Source organism: Streptomyces sp. NPDC019531 (assembly GCF_044903305.1).
Classification (GTDB): domain Bacteria; phylum Actinomycetota; class Actinomycetes; order Streptomycetales; family Streptomycetaceae; genus Streptomyces.
On record NZ_JBJDQL010000005.1, the window covers coordinates 278,167 to 301,552 of the forward strand.

Below are 23,386 nucleotides of genomic sequence, written 5' to 3' on the forward strand. Positions count from 1 at the left end.
ATGAGGCGTCTCACCGTGCGCGGGACGGGGGTCCCCTCGGTGACCGTGCCCTGGGTCCGCACCCGGCTGCGGACCGCACCCGGCACCGCGTGCGCGCTCGCGCTGCTGGTCGCGCTGACGGCGTGCCTCGCGGCCGCGTTCCCACGGGCGGTCGACCGCTACGAGGACGCCGGACTGCGCCGCGCCGCCGAGCAGGCCCGTCCCGACCGGACCGGCATCGAGGTGTACGCCCCGCAGCCGTCCATGATGCTGTCCCCCGCCCAACGGGAGGACACCCTGCGCCCGGACGTACTGGCCGGGCAGTACGCCGAGGTCCGCGCCGGCGTCCCGCGCCCGCTCGTCCTCGACCCGGGCCAGTCGACGTACGGCGTGCGCACCACCGTGAACATCCCGGTACCGGACCTGTGGCTGCCGAGGCCGACCGGCAAGCCCGCGGAAGTGACCCTGGTCGCCCAGGCGGGCCTCGGCGCCCACTCCTCGGTCGCCAGGGGACGGCTGCCGCGTGCGGACCGCCGAGTGACCGCCACGGCACCCGAGCTGGAGGCCGCGGTCACCGCCGAGACCGCCAAGTCCCTCCACATCAAGGTCGGTTCGGTGATCCACTCACCCGCCGCCGGTCGTACACTCCCCATCCGCGTCACGGGCATCGTCACCCCGCACGACCCCGAGGGCGCCTACTGGTCCACCCATTCCCTCCTGCGCACCCCGACCCTGATCCACGAGCCCGCGCCGTCCGTGGACATGTACTGGTCCGGCGCCCTGCTCATCGCCCCCGAGGCGGCCCCGGTCCTGCTGGCCACCCCGGGACGCCCGGAGCGCTACTGGCAGTTGGCGCCCTCCGAGCAGGCTCTCCGGGCCCGTGACACCCCGGCCCTGCGGTCCGCGCTCGCCTCCCTTGAGGCCGGTCCGGCGCTGCGGGAGCTGCGTATGGAGATCGACGGGCCGGTGACCGAGCTGACGGCGATCGACGGCCAGACCGAGATCATCACCGACCTCGACGAGGTCCTCATCGCCTACGACCGGCTCCGCGAGAGTGTCGCCCCGCTGGTGGCGGTCGCCGCGGTGGGCGCGGGCGCGGTCGCCGCCGTCGTCCTGCTGATGGCGGGCGGCCTCACCGCGGACCGCCGCCGCACCGAACTCGCCCTGCTGCGCGCCCGCGGTGCCTCCCTGCGGGGTCTCACGGCCCGCCTGTTCGCCGAGACGGCGGTCGTGGCCGTCCCGGCGGGCGCCCTGGGCCTCGGCGCCGCGCTGCTCGCGGTTCCCGAGGGCCGCTTCCGGTACGCGATCGCGGCCGCCACGGCGGTCACCGTCGTCACCTGCGCGGCCCTCCCCCTGCGAGCGGCGGCCGCCCACCGCCGGGTCCGCGTCCACACCGGCCGCGAGGACGTGTCGTCGGTACGGCCGTCCCGGCGCCGTACGGTCGCCGAGCTGACGCTGCTGGTGCTGGCGGCGGGGGCGGTGGAGTCGCTGCGTCGGCGTGGCACCTCGGGCTCCTCCGACGACCTCGTCTCCCTGGCGCCCGTGCTGGTGGGAGTGATCGCCGCCCTGGTCCTGGTCCGTCTGTACCCGCTCCCGCTGCGGGGGCTGGCCCGTCCGGCCGCCCGCCTGCGCGGCGCGGTGGCCCATCTGTCCCTGGCCCGGGCGGGCCGCACCTCGGCCTCGGCGGTGCTGCCGCTCCTGGCCCTGCTGACGGCCCTGACCACGGCGGCCTTCGGCGGCTCGGTCCTCGCGGGCGTGCGGGAGGCCCGCGACCACGCGGCCCTCCTCGCGATCGGCGCCGACGCGCGCGTGGAGACGGCGGCGCCGCTCCCCTCGGGGCTGCCGGACCGGCTGCGCCGTTCACCGGGAGTGAGCGCGCTGTCGGCGGTGAGCGTCACCGCCGAGGCGAAGCCGGAGAACGGCGCGCAGTCGCTGCCGCTGGTCGGGGTGAACCCCGTGGACTACGCGGCACTGTCGTCCCGTACGGACATGGGCGCCTTCGAGGCGGCCCGGTTGGGAGAGGGGACCGCCGGGAACGCGACCCCTGCCCTGGCCGCCACGGCAACCGCCCGAACGTACGGCACCCGCCCCTTCCCGGTCCTCCTCCCGGACGGCAGCACGCTCACCGTCCGCATCACCACCGTCGTCGACCGCACCCCGGCGGTGCCGGGATCGGACTTCCTGGTCGTGAACCGTAAGGCGTTGAGCCCGGCGGCGGCCCGGCCGACGACGGTGCTGCTGACGGGGAAGTCCCTGGACGGGGCCGCGATACGCAAGGCCGCCCCGAAGGCGGCGTCCGTGCACCTGAAGTCCGAGGAACGCGAACGCTACGTCGACTCCCCGCTCCAGTCCGGCGCGGAAGGCGTCTACGCGACGGCGGTTGCGGCGGGCACGGGATACGCGGTCCTGGCCCTCTTCCTGTCCCTCCTCCGCTCGTCCCCGGAACGTACGGCCCTGCTGGCCCGCCTCCGCACGATGGGCCTGACCCGAGCGGCGGGCCGCCGCCTGCTGATCCTGGAGTCCCTCCCCCAGGCGATCCTGGCCGCACTGGGCGGCACCTTGACGGGCTGGGCCACGATCCACCTGCTGTCCCCGGGCATCGACCTGACGGCGATCGCGCTGCCGTCGGCCCAACCCTCCTCGGTCGGAGCGGAGTTGCGCACCGATGCCCTGTCCCTGGCGATCCCGGCGGCGGCCGTCCTGCTGCTGGCGGTGGGGATGGGGGTCGGACAGGCATGGTGGTCGGGGAGGCGGGGGTCGGTGCGGGAGCTGAGGGCGGGGGACGCGAGATGAGGCTCCGTCATGACGTACGCAGCCTGCACGCACCCAGGGGCGCGGGGCTGTATCGACATGCGGCTCCGCCGCGCAGGCACGACCAGCCCCCACCGACCCGCAGCCGCCCGCAACCCGACCGCCAGGGCAACTGTTCAGGAGACGCGCCATGACCACGAACCCCACCCTCACCGACCTCGCCCACAAGGCGAACCAGGCCCGCTCCCGCCCCACCTACGGCCATGACGCCCTGATCACCTGCGACAGACTCGTCCGCGTCTTCACCACGGACGGCGTGGAGGTCCAAGCCCTCCAGGGCCTCGACCTCCTCGTCCGCAAGGGCGAACTCCTCGCCCTGGTGGGCGCGTCCGGCAGCGGCAAGTCCACCCTCATGAACATCCTCGCCGGCCTCGACACCCCCACCGCCGGCGCGGCCAGAGTCGCGGGCCACGACCTCCTGACCATGACCTCGAAGGACCGCCTGGCCTACCGTCGCGCAACCGTGGGTTTCGTCTGGCAGCAGACCTCCCGCAACCTCCTCCCCTACCTCACCGCGGCCCAGAACATCACCCTCCCCCTCCAGCTCACCGGCACCAGGAGGTCCCGCCGCGTCCACATCGAACGCGCCCTGGAACTGCTGGAGTTGCTGGAGGTGGCCGGCTGCCGCAACCGCCGCCCCCACCAGATGTCGGGCGGCCAGCAGCAACGCGTGGCGATAGGGGTCGCGTTGGCCAACAACCCCGCGGTCCTGCTGGCCGACGAACCGACCGGCGAACTCGACTCCCACACCGCGGAACAGATCTTCGCCGCGTTCCGCACGGCCAACGAACACCTCGGCACGACGATCGTCATCGTCACCCACGACCAGGCGGTGGCGGGCGAGGTCCGCCGCACGGTGGCGATCAGGGACGGCCGTACGTCCACGGAGGTGCTGCGCCGCAGCGAGGTGGACGCGACGACGGGCCACGAGACGCTGGTGGCGAGGGAGTACGCGATGCTGGACCGCGCGGGCCGCCTCCAGCTCCCGAAGGAGTACACGGAGGCGCTGGGCATGCGGGACCGGGTGGCGCTGGAACTGGAGCCGGACCACATCGGTGTATGGCCGGACGACAGCGCCGACCTCGACCGGTGATCAGCGCACGCTGACGCCGAGCGCCCCAAGTCCCCCTTGCCGTACGGCGATCGACCCGAAGGGCGTCCGCAGCCGCAGCCACGCCCCTGACGAGAACAGCCCCAACTCCCCGCCTGCGCGGAGGAACCCAAGGGACTGGGCCGCGTGCACGGCCCGTACCGGAAGCCGGGTGTCCGCCACGGTCCGGGACCAGATCTCCCGCCCGATGCGGTCGAGTTCGGCCCGTGTACGCCCCTCGGGGCCCAACTCCTCGGTACGGGACCGGAATTCGGCGACTCCGGCATGGACGAGCGCCCGCAGTGCCTCCGGTTCCGGCAGCCCGGTCACCGCCCGCCAGCCACCGCGCGGCGGGAGCATCCCGGCCCACGGCGGTCCGGTCACGGCCTGCGGCACGACAGCCGTACCGGCAGGCTCGTCGATGGACTCCAGCAACTCGCCCGCGGACACGGTGACATCGAGTGTGACGTCCAGTCCGTTCTCGTACGGCTTCGCCAGGCGCACCGCCCGGATCGCCAGTACCTCGAAGGACGGCGGCCGCCCGAACACGGCGAGGGCGGTGCCGGCGCCCTGGAGGCGTACGGCGGCCGAGCGGTCGTAGTGGAGCAGCCGGGAGAGGAAGGCGGCGAGGTCGGCCGCCTCCGACTCATCGGCGAGATGGAGCACCGTCATGCGGCGACGGCCTCCTCCTTGCTGTCGTCGTCCGTGTACTCCTCAAGGAACTCCCGCTCCTCCGAGGTGATCCGGCGCGGCCGCTGGGCCTCGAAGTCGAACGGCACGACCACCGTCGAGGCCCGTACGTAGACCAGGTCGTCGTCCTTCACCTCGTAGGTGATAGTGAAGGACGCCGCCCTTATCTGCGAGACCCACAGCTCGATGTCGACCGGGTGGTGCCGGTGGACGAGCTGCCGCTTGTAGTCGATCTCGTGGCGCGCCACCACCGACCCCTGCTTGAAGTCCTTCTCCGGCCGGAAGAGGAAGTCGATCCGGGCTTCCTCCAGGTAGCGGATGAAGACGGCGTTGTTGACATGACCGTAGGCGTCCATGTCGGACCAGCGCAGCGGGCAGCGGTAGAGGTGACGCAAGATCGATCAGCCCCGGGTCAGCTTCTTGTAGGTGGCGCGGTGCGGACGCGCGGCGTCCGGGCCGAGCCGCTCGATCTTGTTCTTCTCGTACGACTCGAAGTTGCCCTCGAACCAGAACCACTTGGACTCGCCCTCGTAGGCGAGGATGTGCGTGGCCACTCGGTCCAGGAACCACCGGTCGTGGGAGACGACCACGGCCGCGCCCGGGAACTCAAGCAGCGCGTTCTCCAGGCTGGACAGGGTCTCGACGTCGAGGTCGTTCGTCGGCTCGTCGAGGAGCAGCAGGTTGCCGCCCTGCTTGAGGGTGAGCGCGAGGTTGAGGCGGTTGCGCTCACCGCCGGAGAGGACACCGGCCGGCTTCTGCTGGTCGGGGCCCTTGAAGCCGAAGGCGGAGACATACGCCCGGGACGGCATCTCGACCTGGCCGACGTTGATGTAGTCGAGCTCGTCGCTGACGACCGCCCAGAGGCTCTTCTTCGGGTCGATGTTCTCGCGGCTCTGGTCGACGTAGGAGATCTTGACGGTGTCGCCGACCTTGATCGAACCGGAGTCGGGCGTCTCCAGACCCTGGATCATCTTGAAGAGCGTGGTCTTGCCCGCGCCGTTCGGCCCGATGACCCCGACGATGCCGTTGCGCGGAAGCGTGAAGGAGAGATCCTCGATGAGGACCTTCTCACCGAAGGCCTTGGAAAGGTTGTTGACCTCGACAACGACGGAGCCCAGGCGCGGGCCCGGCGGGATCTGGATCTCCTCGAAGTCCAGCTTCCGCATCTTGTCCGCCTCGGCGGCCATCTCCTCGTAGCGGGCAAGACGCGCCTTGGACTTGGCCTGCCGCCCCTTGGCGTTGGAGCGCACCCACTCCAGCTCTTCCTTGAGCCGCTTGGCGCGCTTGGCGTCCTTCTGCCCCTCGACCTTCAGACGGCTCGCCTTGGTGTCGAGGTAGGTGGAGTAGTTGCCCTCGTAGGGGTGGGCGCGGCCGCGGTCGAGTTCGAGGATCCACTCGGCGACGTTGTCGAGGAAGTACCGGTCGTGGGTGACGGCGACGACGGTGCCGGGGTACTTCGCGAGGTGCTGCTCCAGCCACTGGACGGACTCGGCGTCCAGGTGGTTGGTGGGCTCGTCGAGAAGCAGCAGGTCGGGGGCCTCAAGGAGGAGCTTGCACAGCGCTACGCGGCGACGCTCACCACCGGAGAGGTTGGTGACGGGCCAGTCGCCGGGCGGGCAGCCCAGGGCGTCCATGGCCTGCTCCAGCTGGGTGTCGAGGTCCCATGCGTTGGCGTGGTCCAGGTCCTCCTGGAGCTTGCCCATCTCATCCATGAGCGCGTCGGAGTAGTCGGTCGCCATGAGCTCGGCGACCTCGTTGAACCGGTGCAGCTTGCCCATGATCTCGGCGGCGCCGTCCTGCACGTTCTGCAGGACCGTCTTGGACTCGTCGAGCGGCGGCTCCTGGAGCAGCATGCCGACGGTGAAGCCCGGCGACAGGAACGCGTCCCCGTTCGACGGCTGCTCAAGCCCCGCCATGATCTTCAGAACGGTGGACTTACCAGCACCGTTCGGCCCGACCACACCGATCTTCGCGCCGGGCAGGAAGCTCAGCGTCACGTCGTCAAGGATCACCTTGTCGCCGTGCGCCTTACGCGTCTTGCGCATGGTGTAGATGTACTCAGCCAAGAGAAACCGTCCGGCAGCTTGAGATCGGCAGTGGGGAGATACACCCCATCTTGCCTGAGGTCCAGGCTTGGGTGGTAACCCGTATGGGCGGACCTCTGTGACCTGGGGTTTCCGTCTCGACTTCGGTGACGCGTCCGTCACCGAAGGTCGCCGCCCGGGTGCCTACTGGGTCCGCGTCGGGCAGGACACTGCTGGAACGTCCGCTTCCCGGGCATCATGCAGGCGGAGCGTCGAAGTACATCGGGGCGACCTGTGGGGGCAGGCATGGGGGACGGTCTGACCGCGTTGATCGCCGCGCTCGTCGGTGTCACGGGGACCTTGCTGGCACCCCTCTTCTCCCAGCGGATCGTGACGCGGGTGCAGGGGGAACAGTTCGAGCGCCAGCGGCAGGCCGTGCAGGCACAGTGGGCGCGGGACCGTGAGGAGGCCCGGCTCTCGGAACGTCGTGCCTGCTACGTCGCGACCAATGCGGCCTGTCGCCGCTATCGGATCCAGCTCATGAACTACCTGTGGGACGTCCGCCTCGGCACGGTCACGAATGCGGCGCGCGACGAGCTGGAAGCGGCACGCCACGCCCATCACGCCGGGTTCGCGGAGGCCCAGCTGACCGCGTCCGCCCTCGTACTCGCCGAGCTGGACGCCGTGGCGAAGGAGCTCGCCGGCGCCTACCAGCGGATCAAGTGCCTGGAGGAGGGGAACCCGATGGCGAACGGCTCCTTCGACGAGATCGAGGCCGATCTCCAACGGCTCTGGGAGCGCTGGAAGGACATGCGCACGCTGATGCGTACATGCCTCGGCGTCGAAGAAGCCGGGCGGACGCCACGACTGGACCCGTGAGCCGGTGACGACACGACCCCCTGGGCCCGACGCCTCCTCCCCAACAGAAGCTGCGGCGCCGGACGGAGCCGTGGTGGCCGAGCGGGAGCGGGGACGACCTGGGCCGGGATCGGGGAGGTCGCCGGGGTGACCCGGCAGTCTGCGCACGAGAAGTGGTACGGCGATGTGCACGCCGGGACGCGTGCAGTCACGTCGGGGCTGGACGCCGTGCGCTTTCCCGGGACTCGAAGCTCAACGAGGCACAGAGCGCGCTGCATGCGCGAGGCCCCGTCGGCAACTCCTCACCGCCGAGCCCTCCCCGCGGAGGGCGGTTCACCGGTGCTCCTCCGCGCGGCCAGCAACACGGCGCCCGCCACGGCCACCGCCCCCGCGGACCGCATCAGACCGTGGGAGCCGCGCCACGACAGCACCGACCACTTCGACTGTGCCGAGAAGAGCGAGCCCGTGCTCAGCCATGAGCCCGTCGAGATCAGGGACAGGGCCGAGCCGATCGAGCCGACGGACAGGGCGCTGCCGATCGAGCCGACCGAGAGGGCCGAGCCCACGGAGCCGATGGAAAGCACCGAGCCCACCGAACCGATCGACAGCACCGAGTCGTGCGACCAGAGAGACAGCACGGACTCCGAGGAGGTGTGACGCGCCGGTGATGCGGATGGCTTGGTCATGACGCCATTCTGCCCGGCACCGACGCGCCGCGGTCAGTCCTGAGGCCGGTTCTGCTTCCTGCCCGTGAGGACCAGGGCAGCTCCCCCGATCACGACCAGCCCGATGGCGGTACCGGCGATCAGCGGGGTCGTGGCGGAACCGCCGGTCTCGGCGAGGTTCACGTCGGCGGTGGGGGCGGCCACCGTCGCCGGGCTGGGCTCACTGAGGGTCTGGGTGGTGGTGCCCGTCTCGCTGCTGCGGGTACGGCAGTCGAGGACTCCGGTGAAGCGCTGCGCGAAGCCGCCGGGTCCCTTGATCGTGAAGTCGTACGCCTGGTCCTCCTGGAGCGGGACGGTCACCGTGCGGGTCTCGCCCGCCGCGATGGCGTACTCCGTGCCCATCAGCTCGAACCCGAACTCTTCGTCGCCCTGGTTGGTCGCCGTGATGTCCAGGCCGCCCTCGGTGCAGTTGCGGGCCGCGGACAGGGCCGGTACGGCACCCTGCTTCGCCCAGGTCGCGCTCGCAGTCGCCGAGACCGTCGACTCGCTGGAGCCGGCGAGGATCTGGGTCTGGCTGCGGCTCTCGGAGGCGAAGGCACGGCCGACCGGCACGGTGGTCGAGGCCTGCACGGTGAGGTCCGCCGCACCGGCCGCCGCGTCCTCGGGGACGTCGAAGTAGAGCTGACTCCCGTCGGCCGCGAAGGTCACCGGCCTGCCGTCCTTGCCGACGATCCGCACCCCGGTCGTGGCCGCGTCCGCCGGTGGTGTGACGGTCGCGCCGGCCGCGTTGGTGTGCACGGTCACCGGGCCGAGCAGCTCGCCGGGGTGGCCGGAGACGGCCGGCGGGTCGAGTGTCAGCGAGGCCGCCGGCTCCACGAGGTCACGGGCGCTCTTGGCCAGGTAGTCCGCGAGCTTCTCGGCCTGCGGGTCCACGGCGTCGACATCCGCGTCGTCCGAGTAGCGCCAGATCGCCACCTGGGTACCGGCCGCCGCGTCCTGCTCGGTCAGCCCCGAGGAGATACCGGCCTTGGCGGCGAGCGCCGCGAGGTCGTTGACCTGGGGATAGGAGTTCTGCAGGATCCAACCGATCTTGCCCGCACCCTTGTTGGCGCCCAGTGAGGTGCCGCTCCAGTCGGTCTCGTGGTACTTGGCGTCCTTCTGCGTCGGGTTGTAGAGGTCGACACAGTACGTCTGCAGGGTTCCGCCGCCCTCGACGGACATCTCGAACAGCCCGGCCGACACCTGGAGATCGCCGTCGGTGTCGTGTATCACCGCGTCACCGTAGGTCTTCAGGCCTCCTATGGTGGCGGTCGCCCCTCTCTGGTTCTGCGCCGTCTCGTCCGCGGCCGCCGTACCGGCGGCGGCCACCGTGGCCCCGACGGAGAGCAGGCCGGAGACGAGCGTGACGGCCGCGAGGCGAGCCGCCCCCCGTCCGCGCACGGACAGCGCAGAGAACGCAGAAAACACGTAATTCCCCTTCGAGCAGGACCCGTTGACGAGCGGGGTGGCGGTCCCACCAGCACAATCAGTAGCCCCGAGAGCCGTGTTCGGCATCCTAGGGACGCGGCCGCACCCGTCTTCCCGGAGATGCTGTCGGAAGATCGATCCGACTCGGAATCGTTATCGCCAGGGCCCGTCACCGGCAGGGCTTATCGACAAATCGACCGACGCCGTCCGGAACGGATTCGCCGATAAGCCGCAGTTCGGTCAGAGCCGCCCCGACGGCCCGCCGTCATGTCACCGCGACGGCCTCCTGTCGCTCCGCGGTCTCACCGGGCGGTGTCTCCCAGGCCGGCTCCGGCTGCGCGGACGCACCGGTGACGACGCTCTCCGACCGCTGTGCACGCCGGAAGGCCGAGGTCCCGCGCGCCAGGTCGTGGCCGATCGCCACCGCGTCGATGTCGGCCGAGGTCCAGGCCGGCTGCCCCTCACGCCCTTCCGAACGCACCTTCAACCGGCCGTGGACGACCACGGGATCACCGACGTTGATCGATCCCGACACGTTCGTGGCGAGCTGGCGATTGGCCCACACCGTGAAGAAGTTGGTGTGCCCGTCCGTCCATTCGTTCTTCTCGCGGTCCAGATAGCGCGCGGTCGCCGCCAGCCGGAACCGCACCGACGCGCCCGTGGCCAACTCCCGGTACACCGGCTGTGTCGCCACGTTGCCCACCGCGCAGATCATCGTCTCGTTCATCGCAGGGAACTCCTCCCGGACATGCGTACGGGCCCGTCCCGTACGGCTGCTGCTGTCTGCGTGCCGACCGCGTCCCCGCGATCGCCGCGAAGCCAGACTGCCTCCGCCGGGCCGAGCCCGCTGAGCCCTGTGGACCGTCCACGGGCTGTGGAAAACCCCGTCACCCGAACGAGGGCCCCGATCCACGTGAACGCCCGTCACCCGCCCCCCGAAACACCCGTCACCCCACTCCGACAACTCTTGCGTACTGCTCCCGGACCTCCCGGTACCGCAGCAGCTCCGCCGCCACCGGATCCAGGACCCGTGCCCGCCCGCACGCGGAGGCGGCCTCCCGCAGCCGCCGTTCCGCCTCGACGCCGTACCGCCGTGCGGGCCCACGCGCCGCGATCCGGCAGCTCCACTCGACGAGCGGACCGCCGATGATCCCGGCCACCATCAGCAGGACCGGAACCCCGAGGTTCGGCGACATGACCCCGACGATCTGGCCCACCAGCCACAGCCCGCCGACGATCTGAAGAAGCGTCATGGAAGCCTGCGCCAGTACGGCAGCCGGCCACCAGCCCGGACGCGGCGGCCTGCCCGGGGGCAGCCCGGCCCGGGCCGTCAGCTCGTCCAGCGCCTCCGGCAGCCCCTGGGAGCCGCGTACGGCCGCCTCCCGCACCGCCTGCGCCCACGGCGCGGGAAGTCCCGCCGAGGCCCGGTCGGAGAGCGTTCGTACGGCCTGCTCGACGCGTTGCCGCGCGGTCGCCTCCTCGTCGGCCTGGGCGCGCAACGGCAGCCGTCCCGTGGCAGGCTCCCGCCGGTCCTCGTACCAGCGCCACAGCCGCAGCCAGGGCGTTCCGCACGCCCGGTTGGCGTTGCGCAGCCAGGCGCGTTCGGCGGCCTCGCCCGCCGCGGTGGCGCCGACCGCGTCGGCGAGCCGGGCGGCGAAGTCGTCGCGCGCGTCCTCGCTCAGGCCGATGCGCCGCCCGGTCGCGTAGACGGGCCTCAGCCGCGAGGCAGCCGCGTCCACGTCGGCGGAGATACGGCGTGCCGCGGCCCCGCGCTCGGCGACGAACTGACCGAGCGACTCCCGCAGTTCACCGACGCCGTCCCCGGTGAGCGCCGACAGGGCGAGCACGGTGGCGCCCGGTTCGCCGTACTCCCCCAGCGCGATCCCGTCCTCGTCGAGAAGTCGCCGTAGATCGTCGAGGACCTGCTCGGCGGCCTCCCCGGGCAGACGGTCGGTCTGGTTGAGGACGACGAACATGACCTCGGCGTGCCCTGCCATGGGCCGCAGATAGCGCTCGTGCAGCACGGCGTCGGCGTACTTCTCGGGGTCGACGACCCAGATGACGGCGTCGACGAGCGCCAGGATGCGGTCCACGTGCTCGCGGTGCTGGACGGCGGCCGAGTCGTGGTCGGGCAGGTCCACCAGCACCAGCCCGCGCAGCTGGGCCTCCGTCTCGGCGCTCTGCAACGGGCGCCGCCGCAGCCGGGGCGGGATGCCGAGCCGCTCGATGAGGCTGGCCGAACCGTCGCTCCAGCTGCACGCGATCGGCGCGGCGGTGGTGGGCCGTCGTACACCGGTCTCCGAGATGGTCACTCCGGCGAGCGCGTTGAACAGCTGCGACTTGCCGCTGCCCGTCGCGCCCGCGATGGCGACGACCGTGTGCTGCCCGGAGAGCCTGCGCCGGGCGGCCGCCTCGTCCAGGACCTGCCCGGCCTCGGCGAGCGTCCGGCTGTCCAGGCGGGTCCGCGAGAGCCCGATCAGCTCCCGCAGCGCGTCCAGACGTGAGCGCAGGGCTCCCTCGTACGCCAGCGGGGTGGCCGGCGGCGCGTTGTGACCGCGGGCCTCCACGACGGCGACGTGCTCGTTCTCGGCGGAGACGCGCCGCGCGATGAGCCCGTCGTCCCAGGCGTCGGCTGAGTCGGGGTCGTGATCGACGGGGCCGCTGGAGGGGCCGGCATCGACCGGACGTCCGGAGCGCGCCGCGGCGGACACGCGCGCATGGTCGGCTGCGGCGCGCGGATGGCCGGCCTCCGCGCGCGCGGGACGGGCCGCGTCGGCGCGATCGGCGTCCTCACACGCGTGCGTGGACCGCGGACGCCCCTGGCGGGGCTCCTGGGGCCCGTCGCCGTCCTCCCCGGGCCCGTCGCCGTCGCTCGTGCGCCCGGGCCCGTCGTCGTCGTTCACGCGCCCGTCGTCCGTCTCCACGCGCGCGTGGAGGTCCGCCGGCGGGATCGGAGTCTTCGCCGAGGGCTCCTCGCCGGGCTCGTCGGTGCGTCGGCTCTGCTCGTCCTCGGACACGGCGTCCTCCGTCCGCTCCGTGTGGTCATGGTCCGTGACGGCGGTCATCGGTCACCTCTCCTTCTGCAGTACGGACAGCGCGGCAATGAGTTCAGCCTGGGGTTCGGGGCGTACGTCGAGTGCGTCGAGCGGGGCGAGCCGGCGCTCGCGTTCGATGTGCACGACCTGGTCGAGGTGGTCGGCGAGCAGCCGTCCGCCCCGGTCCCGCAGCCGCAGCGCGCCGTGGGCCCCGATCCGCTCGGCGAGCCCCTCGCCGGCGACCCGTGCCCGGCGTCCGCCGAGCAACGCGATGGCGACGAGGGCGGCGACCGTCTCGGGGTCGGGCGCGGCACCGCGGTCGAGGTCGCGGACCTCGTCCTCGGCGTATTCCTCCAGCTCCCGCCGCCAGCGTCGTACGGCCATCCCGATCCGGTGCTCGGCGCGCTCCGGGGCCGGGTCAGGGCCCGTCAGTTCCGGCGCCCCCGCGGCCGGTTCGCGCCGCCAGGCCTCGTCGACGCGCTCGTCGGCCGCGGTGACCGCGCACAGCAGGAGGGCGCCCAGGCTCTCCACGAGGGTGTCCAGGAGCTCGGCGGCGGTGCAGTCGAGGGGGAAGGCCCGCCAGCGCTTGAGGGCGTCACCGGCGAGCACGGCACCGGCCTGCAGCCGGCCACGCAGGCGCGCGTACTCGCTGTCGTACGCCCCGTCGACGGCCGCGGTGAGCCGCAGCGCGGCCGCGTACTGGGCGGCGGCCGCGCCGGCCAGCTCCGGCATCCGGGACTTGAGTGAGGCGAGGATGCCGTGGGCCGTACGGGTGATGGCGTGCCGCCGGGCCGCGGGGTCCTGCACCTGGTGGACGAGCCAGGTCCGCAGCGGTGCCACCGCGGTGGCCGGGAGCAGGCCGCCGCCCCAGGCCGACTCGGGCAGCTCCGGCACCGTGAACCGGGGCACCTCGCCGAGGCCCGCCTTGGTGAGCAGGGCGCCGTACTGTCGTGAGACCTCGGAGACGACCTGGTGCGGCACCCGGTCGAGGACGGTCACGAGCATGACGTCGTACTCCTTGGCGGTGCGCAGGAGATGCCAGGGGACGGCGTCGGCGTAACGGGCGGCCGTGGTGACCATGATCCAGACGTCGGCCGCGCAGATCAGTTCGGCGGCGAGGACGCGGTTGTCGGCGACAAGGGAGTCGACGTCGGGCGCGTCCAGGAGCGCAAGGCCGGGCGGGAGGGTGTCTGCGGTCTCGATGCGCAGCACGCGCGCGGGGTTCTCGCCGGGCAGCAGGAGGTCGTCCCCGGCTTCCCGGTGCGGCACCCACACGCGTGTGAGGTCGGGCAGTACACGCATCCCGCTGAACCAGTGATGGTCCTCCGGATGGCAGACCAGCACCGGTGTCCGGGTGGTCGGCCGCAGCACGCCCGCCTCGCTCACCCGCCGCCCCACAAGGGAGTTGACGAGGGTCGATTTGCCTGCCCCGGTGGAACCACCCACCACGGCCAGCAACGGCGCTTGGGCGTCCCTCAGACGGGGCACCAGATAGTCGTCGAGCTGGGCGAGGAGTTCGTCGCGGTTGGCACGCGCGCGTGGGGCCCCCGCCAGGGGCAGCGGGAAGCGTGCGGCGGCGACACGGTCGCGCAGGGCGGAGAGTGCGTCGAGCAGCTGAGGCCGTACGTCCAAGGTCACCACATGCGAAGAATGCCCAATTTTAGGGGAATTCTGAAGCATATGAGCATGTCTGCGCGCCGACCGGACACAAGGGATGGAAGGGGCGACTGGGACGCAGGCACAGTCCAGGCATAACGAGTGCACAACACCCGGTGCGCGAGCGGCCAAAAGCGATGCACGATTCGTACCTGCCTGCGATTATCAGGACCGCTTCACCGAACCTCCACATCGAGCCACGGAGGCGAAGCAACAGGGACAAGGTTGTGGGAGCCCTATCCTTGTCCCCGGCAACGTCACGGATCAGCCCACACCCGGGCACCCACGACAGAGGCCACACACCCGGCCCCCGTAGCTCAGTGGATAGAGCAGGCGCCTTCTAAGCGCTTGGCCGCAGGTTCGAGTCCTGCCGGGGGCGCGTATTTTTGCAGGTCAGAGCCGTTTCCCAGCCCTTCACGAGATCAGTCGTGGAGGGTTTTTTTCGTTGCCGGGGATGCCCGTTTTGCCCTGCTTCGCACCCCTGAATCAGGCTCCCCGTCCCACGTACGTCCCCGGGTTCGGGAGTCACTCCACAGCCAGTCACCGTCTGCGGGCGAGTAACGCCTGGTCAGAGCCATTCTGACGCTCCATTGGGAAAATATCGAGCAGGCGCCAAAGCGGCACCTGCCCAGTTCTCCCCATCTCAGCGAACTGGCTTGAGATCGCCCAAGAGGTCGTCAAGGACGGTCTCTTCTTCTATGCGGACGCCCAGTTCGGCAAGCGACTGCGCGAGAGGCGGGTCCCAGGGCGCGTCGGTCGGTGTTCCGGTCAGGTCCAGCGAACTGAGACCCGAAGCGACGGCGGCACGGTAGTGGGCGGTCGTGAAACGCCAGGGAGACCACGGAACGCTCCGGAGCAGTCTCGAGGCGATGCGCAGACCGCCCCAGTCGAAGTCCCCGTGGTACATGAGGGCTGTTCCCCGGTCGTGCATCCGGCGCAGCAGGGTGAGCGCCGCGGCGGACGGTTGACCCTGGACGCAGACCATGGGCGGGCATTCCGGCCCGAACGCTTCCGCCGCCGCCACGAGGACGGTCGGGTTCTCACACACGCGAATCCGCTCTAGGCCGGTCCGTGCTTCTGCAGCTGTCGGGGCCATCGGCTGCCGGACCAGCTGGCGCAGGGTCAGCACCACGGGCTCCCCCATGTCCGCCATCCAGTCCAGGGCTGGTGTGCCACGAAGATTGAGGGTGAGAACCGTCGACGACACGTCGTCTTTCAGGAGCCCCACCGAGGCCCACACCTGTCGCTGTCGACGGGTCCCCTTCTCCTCCGCAATCCCGGTCAGCGCGTGCGCCGCGGACCGTACGACGGTCGTCAACGGTCTTCCGTCGTCCAGGGCGTGGGCGTCTCCGAGGACCTGTGCCGCGAAAGCCGTGACGGAAACGGCGGGGTCCGCAGGCAGCGCGCCGAGCGCCTTGACGGCGTTCTCCAGGAGGACACGCGAGGCTTCCGGAGTACGGGCGAGTCGTCGCACCTGGCCGCTACCGGTCACCCGCGCCGCCCAATCCGCCAGGTCAGGTCCGAGCAGCCGCAGCGGAGCGTACGCCCACTCCCACGCTCGGGCCTCCCTGGCCCTCCGCTCGACGACCGGGTCCACCCGGCCGGTCAGGGCGACGACAGCGGTGGCGAGACCGTCCAGGCTCACCCCGGAACGGCGCAACACCGCGTCCACGTCCTCCAGCCGTACGGTCAGCGAGCCCTCGCTCGGGCCGCGCCCCAGCAGGCGTTCGGCCGCGCGCCTCTGGGCCTCTGTCGGAGCGGTGAGCGTGGCGGTGCCGGTGAGCGGCTTCTCGTGGGCCATGCGGTGACGGACGCGCTGGACCAGCCAGGACAGTTCCGGACCGCCCAGGAGGCGCCGCAGACGCTCCTCGTCGACATCTTTCGGGGGTCGCTCGGCGTTTTCGGTCATGTCCACCGCTTCATGGCCACCGTTTCAGTCATGTCCACAGTGACTCCTGGGCCTGCGCGCCGATGGCTGATCTCCCCTGGCCGCCGTCCACAGCCACTGTCGCCTCCCACCCGGTGCCGTCCGGCTCCGCACCACGCATACGCTCGGTGCCGTCCCACTCCCACCGGGTGACCAGGACCGCCGCGATCCCGTCGACCCGCGAGAGCTGCGCGATGGCGATGCCCGGAACCTGCGGATAGCAGGCCCACTCGCGTTCGCTGGTCATGACGACGTCGAGGTCGAAGGCGTGGAGCAGGCCGAGGCACTTGGCCCGGGAGTCGTCGTCCACTCCGGCGAACGCCTCGTCGAGCGTGACCAGCCTGGGAGCGTACGGCGCCCGCGCACTCGCGTAGTGCGAGGACGCCGCCGCGAACAGGGGTACGGACACGGCGAGTACGCGCTCCCCGCCCGAGGCGGGCCCGGTGGCGGAGACCCACTTGCCGTGCTGCTGTCGCTCGATGCCGAACTCGTGCCAGGCACGGTAGTCGAGCGCGACGGTCAGGTCCTCCAGCCAGCTGCCGGAACTGCCGTCGGCCTGCTGGCGGGCGATCTGCGCCTGCAGGAACTCCCCGACCGCCGCCCGGTCCTCGGGAGACCAGGCGTCCGCGGACTGCCGTAGCCGCTCGCGGGCCTGTGCGAGCCCCTGCGGCGCCTTGCGGGAGCCCCGCCACACCAGCCGCAGCCGCATCCCGGTCGAGGTGGGTCGCTCCTCCAGCTCCGCGTTCATGGCCCGGACCTGCCGTTCGGCGGCGCCGATCAGCTCCTGGAGGGTGCCGGCGACCTCGGTGATCAGGTGGGTTTCGAGCACCTCGCGCTCGTGCGCGGACAGGATCCGGGTCAGCTCCTCGACCTCCGCGGCGAGCGCCTCGCTGATCTCGGGGACGGCCCGCTCGCGTCCCTGGTACACGATGTCGACGCGCATCCCGTCCTCACTCGGATACGCGGAGGCACTGTGCCCGTTGCGGGACAGGGCGTCCTGGAGCCGGGCGAACTCCTCGCTCAACCGCTTCTGCACGCGCTCCCAGGCGCCGTCCGAGTCGTCGACGCCGGAGAGTCCCGCCTCGACGGCGCGGGCCAGGGCGATCGCGGGTGTGGCCGCCCAGGCCCCGGCCTCGGTGTCCGTCTCCGGGACGTCGCTTCCCGGCAGGGCCACGTCCAGCAGTCCGGTCGCGGCGAAGCGGCGCAGGGCGGCGATAGCCCGTTCCCGGGCCGCGGTCGCCTCGGTCAGGTCCTTGCCGAGCTGTTCGGTACGGCCCTCGGCGTGACTGGCCAGCCGGTCGGCGTCGGTCCAGACCTTCCGGGTCGCCTTCAGGTCGTCCGTGCAGTTCCTCGTCGCCGCGACAGTCTCGGCGAGGCGTCGCTGGACTTCGGCGACGGCGGCGCCCACGGTGGAGAGCAGCGTCGTATGGCGTTCGTCGGCCGTGTCCGCGGCACGGGCGGCCTCACCGGCGCGTGCCGCGAGTTCGGCGGTCCGTGCCGCGGCCTGGTCGGTCTCCGTCCGCTCGGTGGCGACGGCCCTCCCTGCCTCGGCCCGCTCCCGCAGGGCGGGCCAGAACGTGGCCAGCAGTGTGGCGAGTTCGGTGAGGGCCCGTCTTACCGCGGCCAGGGCCTCTCGGTCGGCGGGGAGCCCGACCTCGGCGGCGGTGTCGGTCAGTGCCGCCGTCGCCGAGTCCGCGACGCGGATTGCCTCGGCCAGATCCAGGGTCCGTTCCTCGTGCCGCGCGCGGGCCCGGTGCGTGGCATCCACGGCCGCCGCAACGAGCGCGTGGGCGGTGCGTAGGGCGTCGTCGTCGGGGAAGGACGCCAGTTCGTCGTCGAGGGTACGGCGGAGCAGGGCCATCGCCCGCAGCGCGTCCTGTACCGCCTCCGTCCGCTCGCCCAGAGCGGCGAGTTCCGCGTGCAGTTCCTCGATCCGTGACCGGCGGGCCGCCTCCCGCGCGCCCTCGCCCACGTACTCGGCGGCAGGCTTGGTCCAGCTCCCGGTCAGCGCGCCGGTCCGGAAGCGGCCGTCGCCGGACACCCAGGATCCCGCGACGCGGGCTTCGGGAGGTTCACCGCCACCCGGCACCAGGCCGATCGCGGCGAGCAGGCGTCGCACCACCGGCTCACCGACGGTGGCCGCCCACCCGTCGCCGTGATCCACCGCCGGCCGCAGCGCATCCGCGAGAGTCAGCCCGAAGACGGCCGCGTTCGGTTCCAGGAGAACGTCATGGCCGTCCGCCGCCACCGCTGTACCGTCCGGCCGGACCCAGGCGTCGAGCAAGCCGGACGCCTCCAATGCGGCTTCCAAACCCGCTCGTTCGTGGTCTTCGACGGTGTCGTGGAACTCGACGAGCCGCCATAGTGGTGCTCCGTCCAGCTGTTCCCGTACACCGGGTGTGCGGGTGTGAGGCCGTTCGGGAACAGGCTGTCCGCCCTGCTCAAGAGAGGTCAGCTCGCGCTCGAACAACGCCTGCAGGTCCGCCAGTTCGCCACGCCGACGGCTCAGTTCGGCGCTGCGGTCGGCCAGTTCGGCGGCACGTGCCCGGTGGGCCCCGGCCGCGGTAGCACGGGCGGGGTTGGGTCCGTCCAGGGTGACCACCCAGTCCTGGAGGCCGTCCAGCAGCCCGGGGAGGTCGGGGACCGGCAGCTCCTGGCAGCCGGTGAGGTGTGCGCGGATTCGGTCGATCAGGGCCTGTCCTTGACCCGCGGCGTTCTCCTCGGCCTCGGCCTGCCGGACGCCGCTGTGCACGACCTCCTCCTGCGCCTCGTCGGCCCGCCGCAGCGCCGCCCGGCGCTCGGCCTCCGCCCAGTCCACGCGGTCCGCGAGCTGCTCCAGGTGCTCGACCGTACGACGCCGACGATCCGTCGACTCCCCGCTCGTGCGGCGCAGTTCGGCCTCTGTGGGGCCGTCCGGCACGAGCGGATCGGTGATGCGGGCGGCTCGGGCGGTCTCCTCGATCAGGTTCCGCAGACCGGTCAGCGCCCGCTCGGCGGCGGCCTGCCGGTTCCCGGCGGCGTCCAGCCGACCGGCGGCCCGGCGATGTGCGCTCTCGGACTGCCCGAGATCCTCGTCGGCTCGGATCCGCTCTGCGGCGGTACGGGAGGCGTCGGCCGCTGCCTGTTCCAGCGCCCGCGCGTCACGCATCTCCGGGCCGGCCCGCAGCGCCGCTTCCTGCGCGGCGAGGCGGGCGATGCGCTCCTCCAGCGCCCCGGACCTCTCCTCGGCCGCCGCCCGCTCCGCCACGGCACGCTCGTGGTCGGCGTGCGCGTGCGTCAGGTCGCGTTGCAGTTGCTCGTACCGGGCGTGCTCGCTGCGGGGCAAACGGGAACGTCTGCGGGCGGCGACGCGCGCGTAGCGCCGGTAGTGGTCGAGGAAGGCGGTGGCCGCCCGCTCCGCCTCACTCGCCGCACGCAGCTCCTCCTTCTCCTCGTCCAGGGACCGGAACGCTTCGGCCACGTCGGCGATCACCGCCTGGTCCATGGGCGGGAGTGCCTCGGTGAGCGCGCGGGAGAGCGCCGCTTCGTTGGGTCGCTTGGACAGCTGCGGCTGACGCAACTGGATCAGCAGGTCCACCAGTGCGCCGTAGCGGCGCTCGCCGAGGCCGAAGAGGGTCTCGTCGACGGCCCTGCGGTACGCCTTGGCCGTGTCGTAGACCATGCCGTGCGCGCCGACGGCCTCGGCGAGCCGGTCCCGGGACAGCGCGGTTCCCGTGGCGTCCAGGAGGCCGAGCCCGGGGCCCACACGCTGGTCGGTGACGGCGAACCAGTGCCGGGCGATGCCCCGCCCGCTCACCGCCTTCATTCCGCACAGCAGGGTGCAGAAGTGTTCCTCTCCAGTCGTGTCGTCCCGGCGCCCGAACTCGATCCAGGTGTACCCGAGCCGTTCGGGGTGCGGGTGTTCCCCGCCCAACAGCAGGTTCCACTCCATGCGCTTGCCTGGATCGCCGTCGGGTTCCACCCGGCGGGCAGAGAGGTCGCCATCGAGGAGGAAGGGGAGGGTCAGGGCGAGCACCTTCGACTTGCCGGTGCCGTTGTTGCCGCGCAGCAGGAGCCTGCCGTCGTGGAACCAGAACTCCTCCACGTCGTAGTGGAAGAGGTCGACGAGCCCGATGCGCAGGGGGCGCCACCGACCGGGGGCGGGGGTGGGCAGTGCGGTCACCGGCGGGCCTTTCGTCGTGCGTTTCGTTGTACGGGGATTCGGTGAGCGGTCGGCTGGAAAGTCACTGGCGGCCTCCACCGTCACGGTCGCGGTTTCCGCTCTCCCTGATCTGCGGGACGCCGACCGCGTAGCGGGCGAGTGCGGGCCGGGACCGGATTCCGTCGGCTGTCCGGGTCACCAGTCCGAGGGCCACGAGCCGTTCCACGGCCCAGGCGACCGATTCGCCCTCGGAACCGGCCTCCTTGACCGACTTCGACCAGAAACTCCCGTACTCCACGGCCAGTTCGCGCACCTTGCGCTCCAGATCCTCCCAGCCGACGCGTCCCTCACGTGCGGCCAGGTGTCCGGCGAGCAGCAGTGTGATGTGCCCGCGGGTGCCCTGTTCCGGCATGCGTACGTCGGTGAGGTCGTCCAGCGGGTCGACCATGGCGATGCCCTCGGCGCGCACCTCTGGGACGAGTCCGGTCATCTGGGTGATGCGTGCGGTGAGGAAACCGCGCTGCCGGGTGAGGTAGGACAGCTCGTCCTCGGTCAGCTCGTCGTAGTAGAGGACGGGGTCGTCGAGCAGGCGGCGGGTCAGTTTCCAGCGGATCGCCCGGAACCGGAGTTCGTCGCTGTCCAGCGCGGCCTCAGCGGTCAGTTCCGTCAGCCGGTCGTCGAGAGCGGTGGCGGTCACCATGGACGGCCCGCGGCGGGTCGTGAGCAGCCCGGCCAGCACCCTGCGCTGCACGTCGTAGAGCACATCGCCCGCCCCGTTGACGTACGCCTCCTCGTCGCCGGCCACCCTGCGCAGCACTCCGAACCGCAGCAGCAGCCGTACGACGGCGGCGAGGTCGAGGCGTTCGTCCCGGCGCTCCAGGGTGAACGTGATGCCCGCGTCGGCCAGATGGGGGTCGGCGGCGGCCAGCACCACCTGCTCGGCGAGCCTGCCCAGGGCGACCTGTGTCTCGCCGCGTTCGAGGGAGGCCAGGGTCAGGCAGAGCAGCACGTAGCGGCGGCGGGTGAAGGGCATGGCCGCGCGGCTCGGCTCCCGGGCCGGGTGGGTGGCGTCGGTGAGTGTGCCCGGGTTCTTGCGCAGCCGGGCCGCCTCCGCGTCCACTCGCAGGGACCAGCCGACGTTACGGTCGAACCACTCGCGCAGCTCCGTCTCGTACCGGCGGACCAGGCGGAACTCGTCCGGGTACGGTCCGTCCACCGTCAGCAGCGGTTCCTTCAACAGGGCGCGGGCCGCCTTCTGGAGGTCGGCGGCCCGCTGGCCTTCCAGTACCTCGGCGAGCTGCTCAGCCATGGAAACCCTCCGGGTCGTCGGGCGGCGTACGGTCCACGGGGCCGTCGTCCCGGCGGACCTCGGTCAGGTCGACGATCTCCACGAGGTGGTCCGGCCCCCGGAACACGCCGACCGGGGTGCGGATCTCAGCCCGGCTCCCGTCGTCGAGGGCGATCAGCCGGATCTCCATCGAGCCGTCGCCGCTGGTGGTCACCGTGCGGGTCATACCGGGCCGCCAGGTCGAGAGCGCGTCGCCGAGCAGCCGCAGGAACAGGGCGAAGGCTGTCGGGTCCAGTTCGCCGAGCCAGGACAGCCGTGTCTCCCCGCCGGTGGCGAGCGCCGCGCGGGCCTCAGCCGTCTGTCGGGCCTGCCGCGCGGCGAGTTCGGCCAGTTGCCGACGGGCCTCAGTGCGGTCGGCCACCCGGCGGGGCTTGCCCCGGCGTTCGTAGCTGCCGGTGCGGCGCAACTGTGGGCTGATGCGGACCGGTTCGGCCTCCCGCCAACGGGTGGTGGCGGGCACCGGGTCGGCCGCGCGGGCCGCCAGGGTGTCGCCGTCCACGGTCAGGTGCCGCGCGGGGTGCAGTCCGAACGCCACCCGCCACAGGCGGTGCCGTGCCTCGTCGTCGGGGGCTTCGGCGAACCAGCGGGCCAGCTCCCGGAAGTCCGCCGAACGGTCCGTCCGGCCCGCCCGCCGGTCGTTCAACTGGCGTACGACAGAAAGGAGTTGCGGAATCGACCCGAGCGCCCGTCGGCGCAGCAGACCGGCCTGCGACTCCCGGCCCTCCTCCGACACGAACCAGTCGGCGAGCCCGCGCCAGCGGACCCGCCAGCGCCGGTACGCCTCCCCTTCGGCCGCTTCCGCCTCGCCAGGGGCCGCGTCAACAGCCTCCCGGCCCGCCGCGAGGCGCAACAGCAGCTCCACACAGCCCTGTTCGGTGAGCGTCCCGATGAGCGAGGCGATCCGGCCGCCCAGCGTGATCAGGTCCTGGATGAACCGCTCCAGGTACTGGATCAGACGGTCCTTGTAGGCGAGAAAGGCGTCCACCTCTACGCCGTGCAGGTCGATGGTGCGTTGCAGGGAGCCCATGAAGGCGCGCGCGTTGTCGGCGAGGGCGGTGAAGCGTTCGGTGAGTGCCACCAGGGTGAGGTGGGTCTTCGCCGGGTCGGGTTCGTCCTGCGCGGCGATGACGAGCAGGGCGTGCAACTGGCCGACGATGTCGTGCAGCGCGACGGCCTGGAGTTCGCCCCGCCGGCCGAGCGTCGCCTCGTACGTGCCCAGCGCGGCCTCGGCGGCCTCCCCGGCCTGGGTGAGCTGGTAGATGAAGCGTTTGCGGTAGAAGTCCTCAGGAGTCGTGACCCGGGCCGTGTCCGGGTCGGCGCGGAGGTTGCCCCAGTCGGCCAGGCTGTCGAGCGCCTTGGTGAGGGCGTCGACATCCGAGGGCCGCTCGTGCGCCGTCAGCGCCGCGTACACGTCCTCCGGCCGCAGGTGCACCGCGAAGCGCTCCTTGGCCTCCGTGAACACACGCATCACACTGCGGTAGAGGGCGGTGTTGGGAACGGTGAGGTGCGCGAAGGGGCCGTAGTCGGCACATGCGGCGCCGTCCGCGCGATCGGCGTGTCCTTCGGAACCGGCTGCTGGGGACGTCATAGCACGTCCATGGTCCTCGCGGCCCGGACACGGCCACGCCCGAATGGCCGGATCTTGTGGGCGGTTACCGTGGAACTGTCCGGATTGCGACCCCTACAAGGGCGTAC

General features: G+C 71.9%; 15 protein-coding genes and 1 tRNA gene. 4 read left to right on the top strand and 12 right to left on the bottom strand.

Annotation, left to right across the window (positions count from 1 at the left end; translation table 11 throughout):
- Both ACI2L1_RS09195 and ACI2L1_RS09200 read left to right on the top strand, forming a co-directional pair.
- Positions 1–2,772 carry an FtsX-like permease family protein gene (locus ACI2L1_RS09195; protein ID WP_404738667.1) on the top strand — a complete coding sequence of 924 codons (2,772 nt, stop codon included), beginning with the start codon at positions 1–3 and terminating at the stop codon, positions 2,770–2,772.
- Positions 2,773–2,920: 148 nt separating this feature from the next.
- Complete coding sequence (locus ACI2L1_RS09200) at positions 2,921–3,883, top strand: ABC transporter ATP-binding protein (protein ID WP_404738668.1); 963 nt, start codon at positions 2,921–2,923, stop codon at positions 3,881–3,883.
- Here ACI2L1_RS09200 and ACI2L1_RS09205 read toward each other — a convergent pair whose 3' ends face one another.
- The 3 genes from ACI2L1_RS09205 to ettA are packed head-to-tail and all read right to left on the bottom strand — an operon-like array spanning position 3,884 to position 6,636.
- On the bottom strand, positions 3,884–4,552 hold the full coding sequence (locus ACI2L1_RS09205; protein ID WP_404738669.1) for a hypothetical protein: 669 nt from the start codon (positions 4,550–4,552) through the stop codon (positions 3,884–3,886).
- Positions 4,549–4,965: an acyl-CoA thioesterase gene (locus tag ACI2L1_RS09210; RefSeq protein WP_404738670.1), complete on the bottom strand. Its 417-nt coding sequence runs from the start codon at positions 4,963–4,965 to the stop codon at positions 4,549–4,551. Before ACI2L1_RS09210 ends, ACI2L1_RS09205 begins: the two co-directional genes overlap by 4 nt.
- 6 nt (positions 4,966–4,971) lie before the next feature.
- On the bottom strand, positions 4,972–6,636 hold the full coding sequence (gene ettA, locus ACI2L1_RS09215) for an energy-dependent translational throttle protein EttA (protein ID WP_404738671.1): 1,665 nt from the start codon (positions 6,634–6,636) through the stop codon (positions 4,972–4,974).
- A gap of 264 nt (positions 6,637–6,900) precedes the next feature.
- Here ettA and ACI2L1_RS09220 point away from each other — a divergent pair, with 264 nt between their 5' ends.
- On the top strand, positions 6,901–7,473 hold the full coding sequence (locus ACI2L1_RS09220) for a hypothetical protein (protein WP_404738672.1): 573 nt from the start codon (positions 6,901–6,903) through the stop codon (positions 7,471–7,473).
- 281 nt (positions 7,474–7,754) lie between these two features.
- Here the strand turns inward: ACI2L1_RS09220 and ACI2L1_RS09225 are convergent, their stop codons facing one another.
- From ACI2L1_RS09225 to ACI2L1_RS09245, 5 genes are all read right to left on the bottom strand, one after another.
- Positions 7,755–8,138: a hypothetical protein gene (locus ACI2L1_RS09225; protein ID WP_404738673.1), complete on the bottom strand. Its 384-nt coding sequence runs from the start codon at positions 8,136–8,138 to the stop codon at positions 7,755–7,757.
- Positions 8,139–8,171: 33 nt separating this feature from the next.
- Positions 8,172–9,584, bottom strand: coding sequence for a TQXA domain-containing protein (locus tag ACI2L1_RS09230; RefSeq protein ID WP_404738674.1), 1,413 nt, complete (start codon positions 9,582–9,584; stop codon positions 8,172–8,174).
- A 265-nt stretch (positions 9,585–9,849) separates the two neighbouring features.
- The gene (locus ACI2L1_RS09235; protein WP_404738675.1) at positions 9,850–10,311 is read right to left on the bottom strand and encodes a single-stranded DNA-binding protein; all 462 of its coding nucleotides are present in this window, start codon (positions 10,309–10,311) and stop codon (positions 9,850–9,852) included.
- A 220-nt stretch (positions 10,312–10,531) separates the two neighbouring features.
- Positions 10,532–12,649, bottom strand: a complete 2,118-nt coding sequence (locus tag ACI2L1_RS09240; RefSeq protein WP_404738676.1) for a GTPase — start codon at positions 12,647–12,649, stop codon at positions 10,532–10,534.
- 3 nt (positions 12,650–12,652) lie between these two features.
- Positions 12,653–14,260, bottom strand: a complete 1,608-nt coding sequence (locus ACI2L1_RS09245) for a dynamin family protein (protein WP_404738677.1) — start codon at positions 14,258–14,260, stop codon at positions 12,653–12,655.
- A gap of 321 nt (positions 14,261–14,581) precedes the next feature.
- Here ACI2L1_RS09245 and ACI2L1_RS09250 point away from each other — a divergent pair.
- Positions 14,582–14,654, top strand: a tRNA-Arg gene (locus ACI2L1_RS09250).
- Between the two features lie 264 nt (positions 14,655–14,918).
- Here ACI2L1_RS09250 and ACI2L1_RS09255 read toward each other — a convergent pair.
- The 4 genes from ACI2L1_RS09255 to ACI2L1_RS09270 form a co-directional block, all read right to left on the bottom strand.
- Positions 14,919–16,184 (bottom strand): TIGR02679 family protein, encoded by a 1,266-nt coding sequence (locus tag ACI2L1_RS09255; RefSeq protein ID WP_404738678.1) that lies wholly within the window; start codon positions 16,182–16,184, stop codon positions 14,919–14,921.
- Between the two features lie 28 nt (positions 16,185–16,212).
- Complete coding sequence (locus ACI2L1_RS09260) at positions 16,213–20,364, bottom strand: TIGR02680 family protein (RefSeq protein WP_404738679.1); 4,152 nt, start codon at positions 20,362–20,364, stop codon at positions 16,213–16,215.
- Positions 20,365–20,425: 61 nt separating this feature from the next.
- Positions 20,426–21,652 (bottom strand): TIGR02678 family protein, encoded by a 1,227-nt coding sequence (locus ACI2L1_RS09265; protein WP_404738680.1) that lies wholly within the window; start codon positions 21,650–21,652, stop codon positions 20,426–20,428.
- Positions 21,645–23,279 carry a TIGR02677 family protein gene (locus ACI2L1_RS09270; protein ID WP_404738681.1) on the bottom strand — a complete coding sequence of 545 codons (1,635 nt, stop codon included), beginning with the start codon at positions 23,277–23,279 and terminating at the stop codon, positions 21,645–21,647. The genes ACI2L1_RS09265 and ACI2L1_RS09270 overlap by 8 nt, the downstream gene beginning before the upstream one ends.
- Between the last annotated feature and the right edge of the window lie 107 nt (positions 23,280–23,386).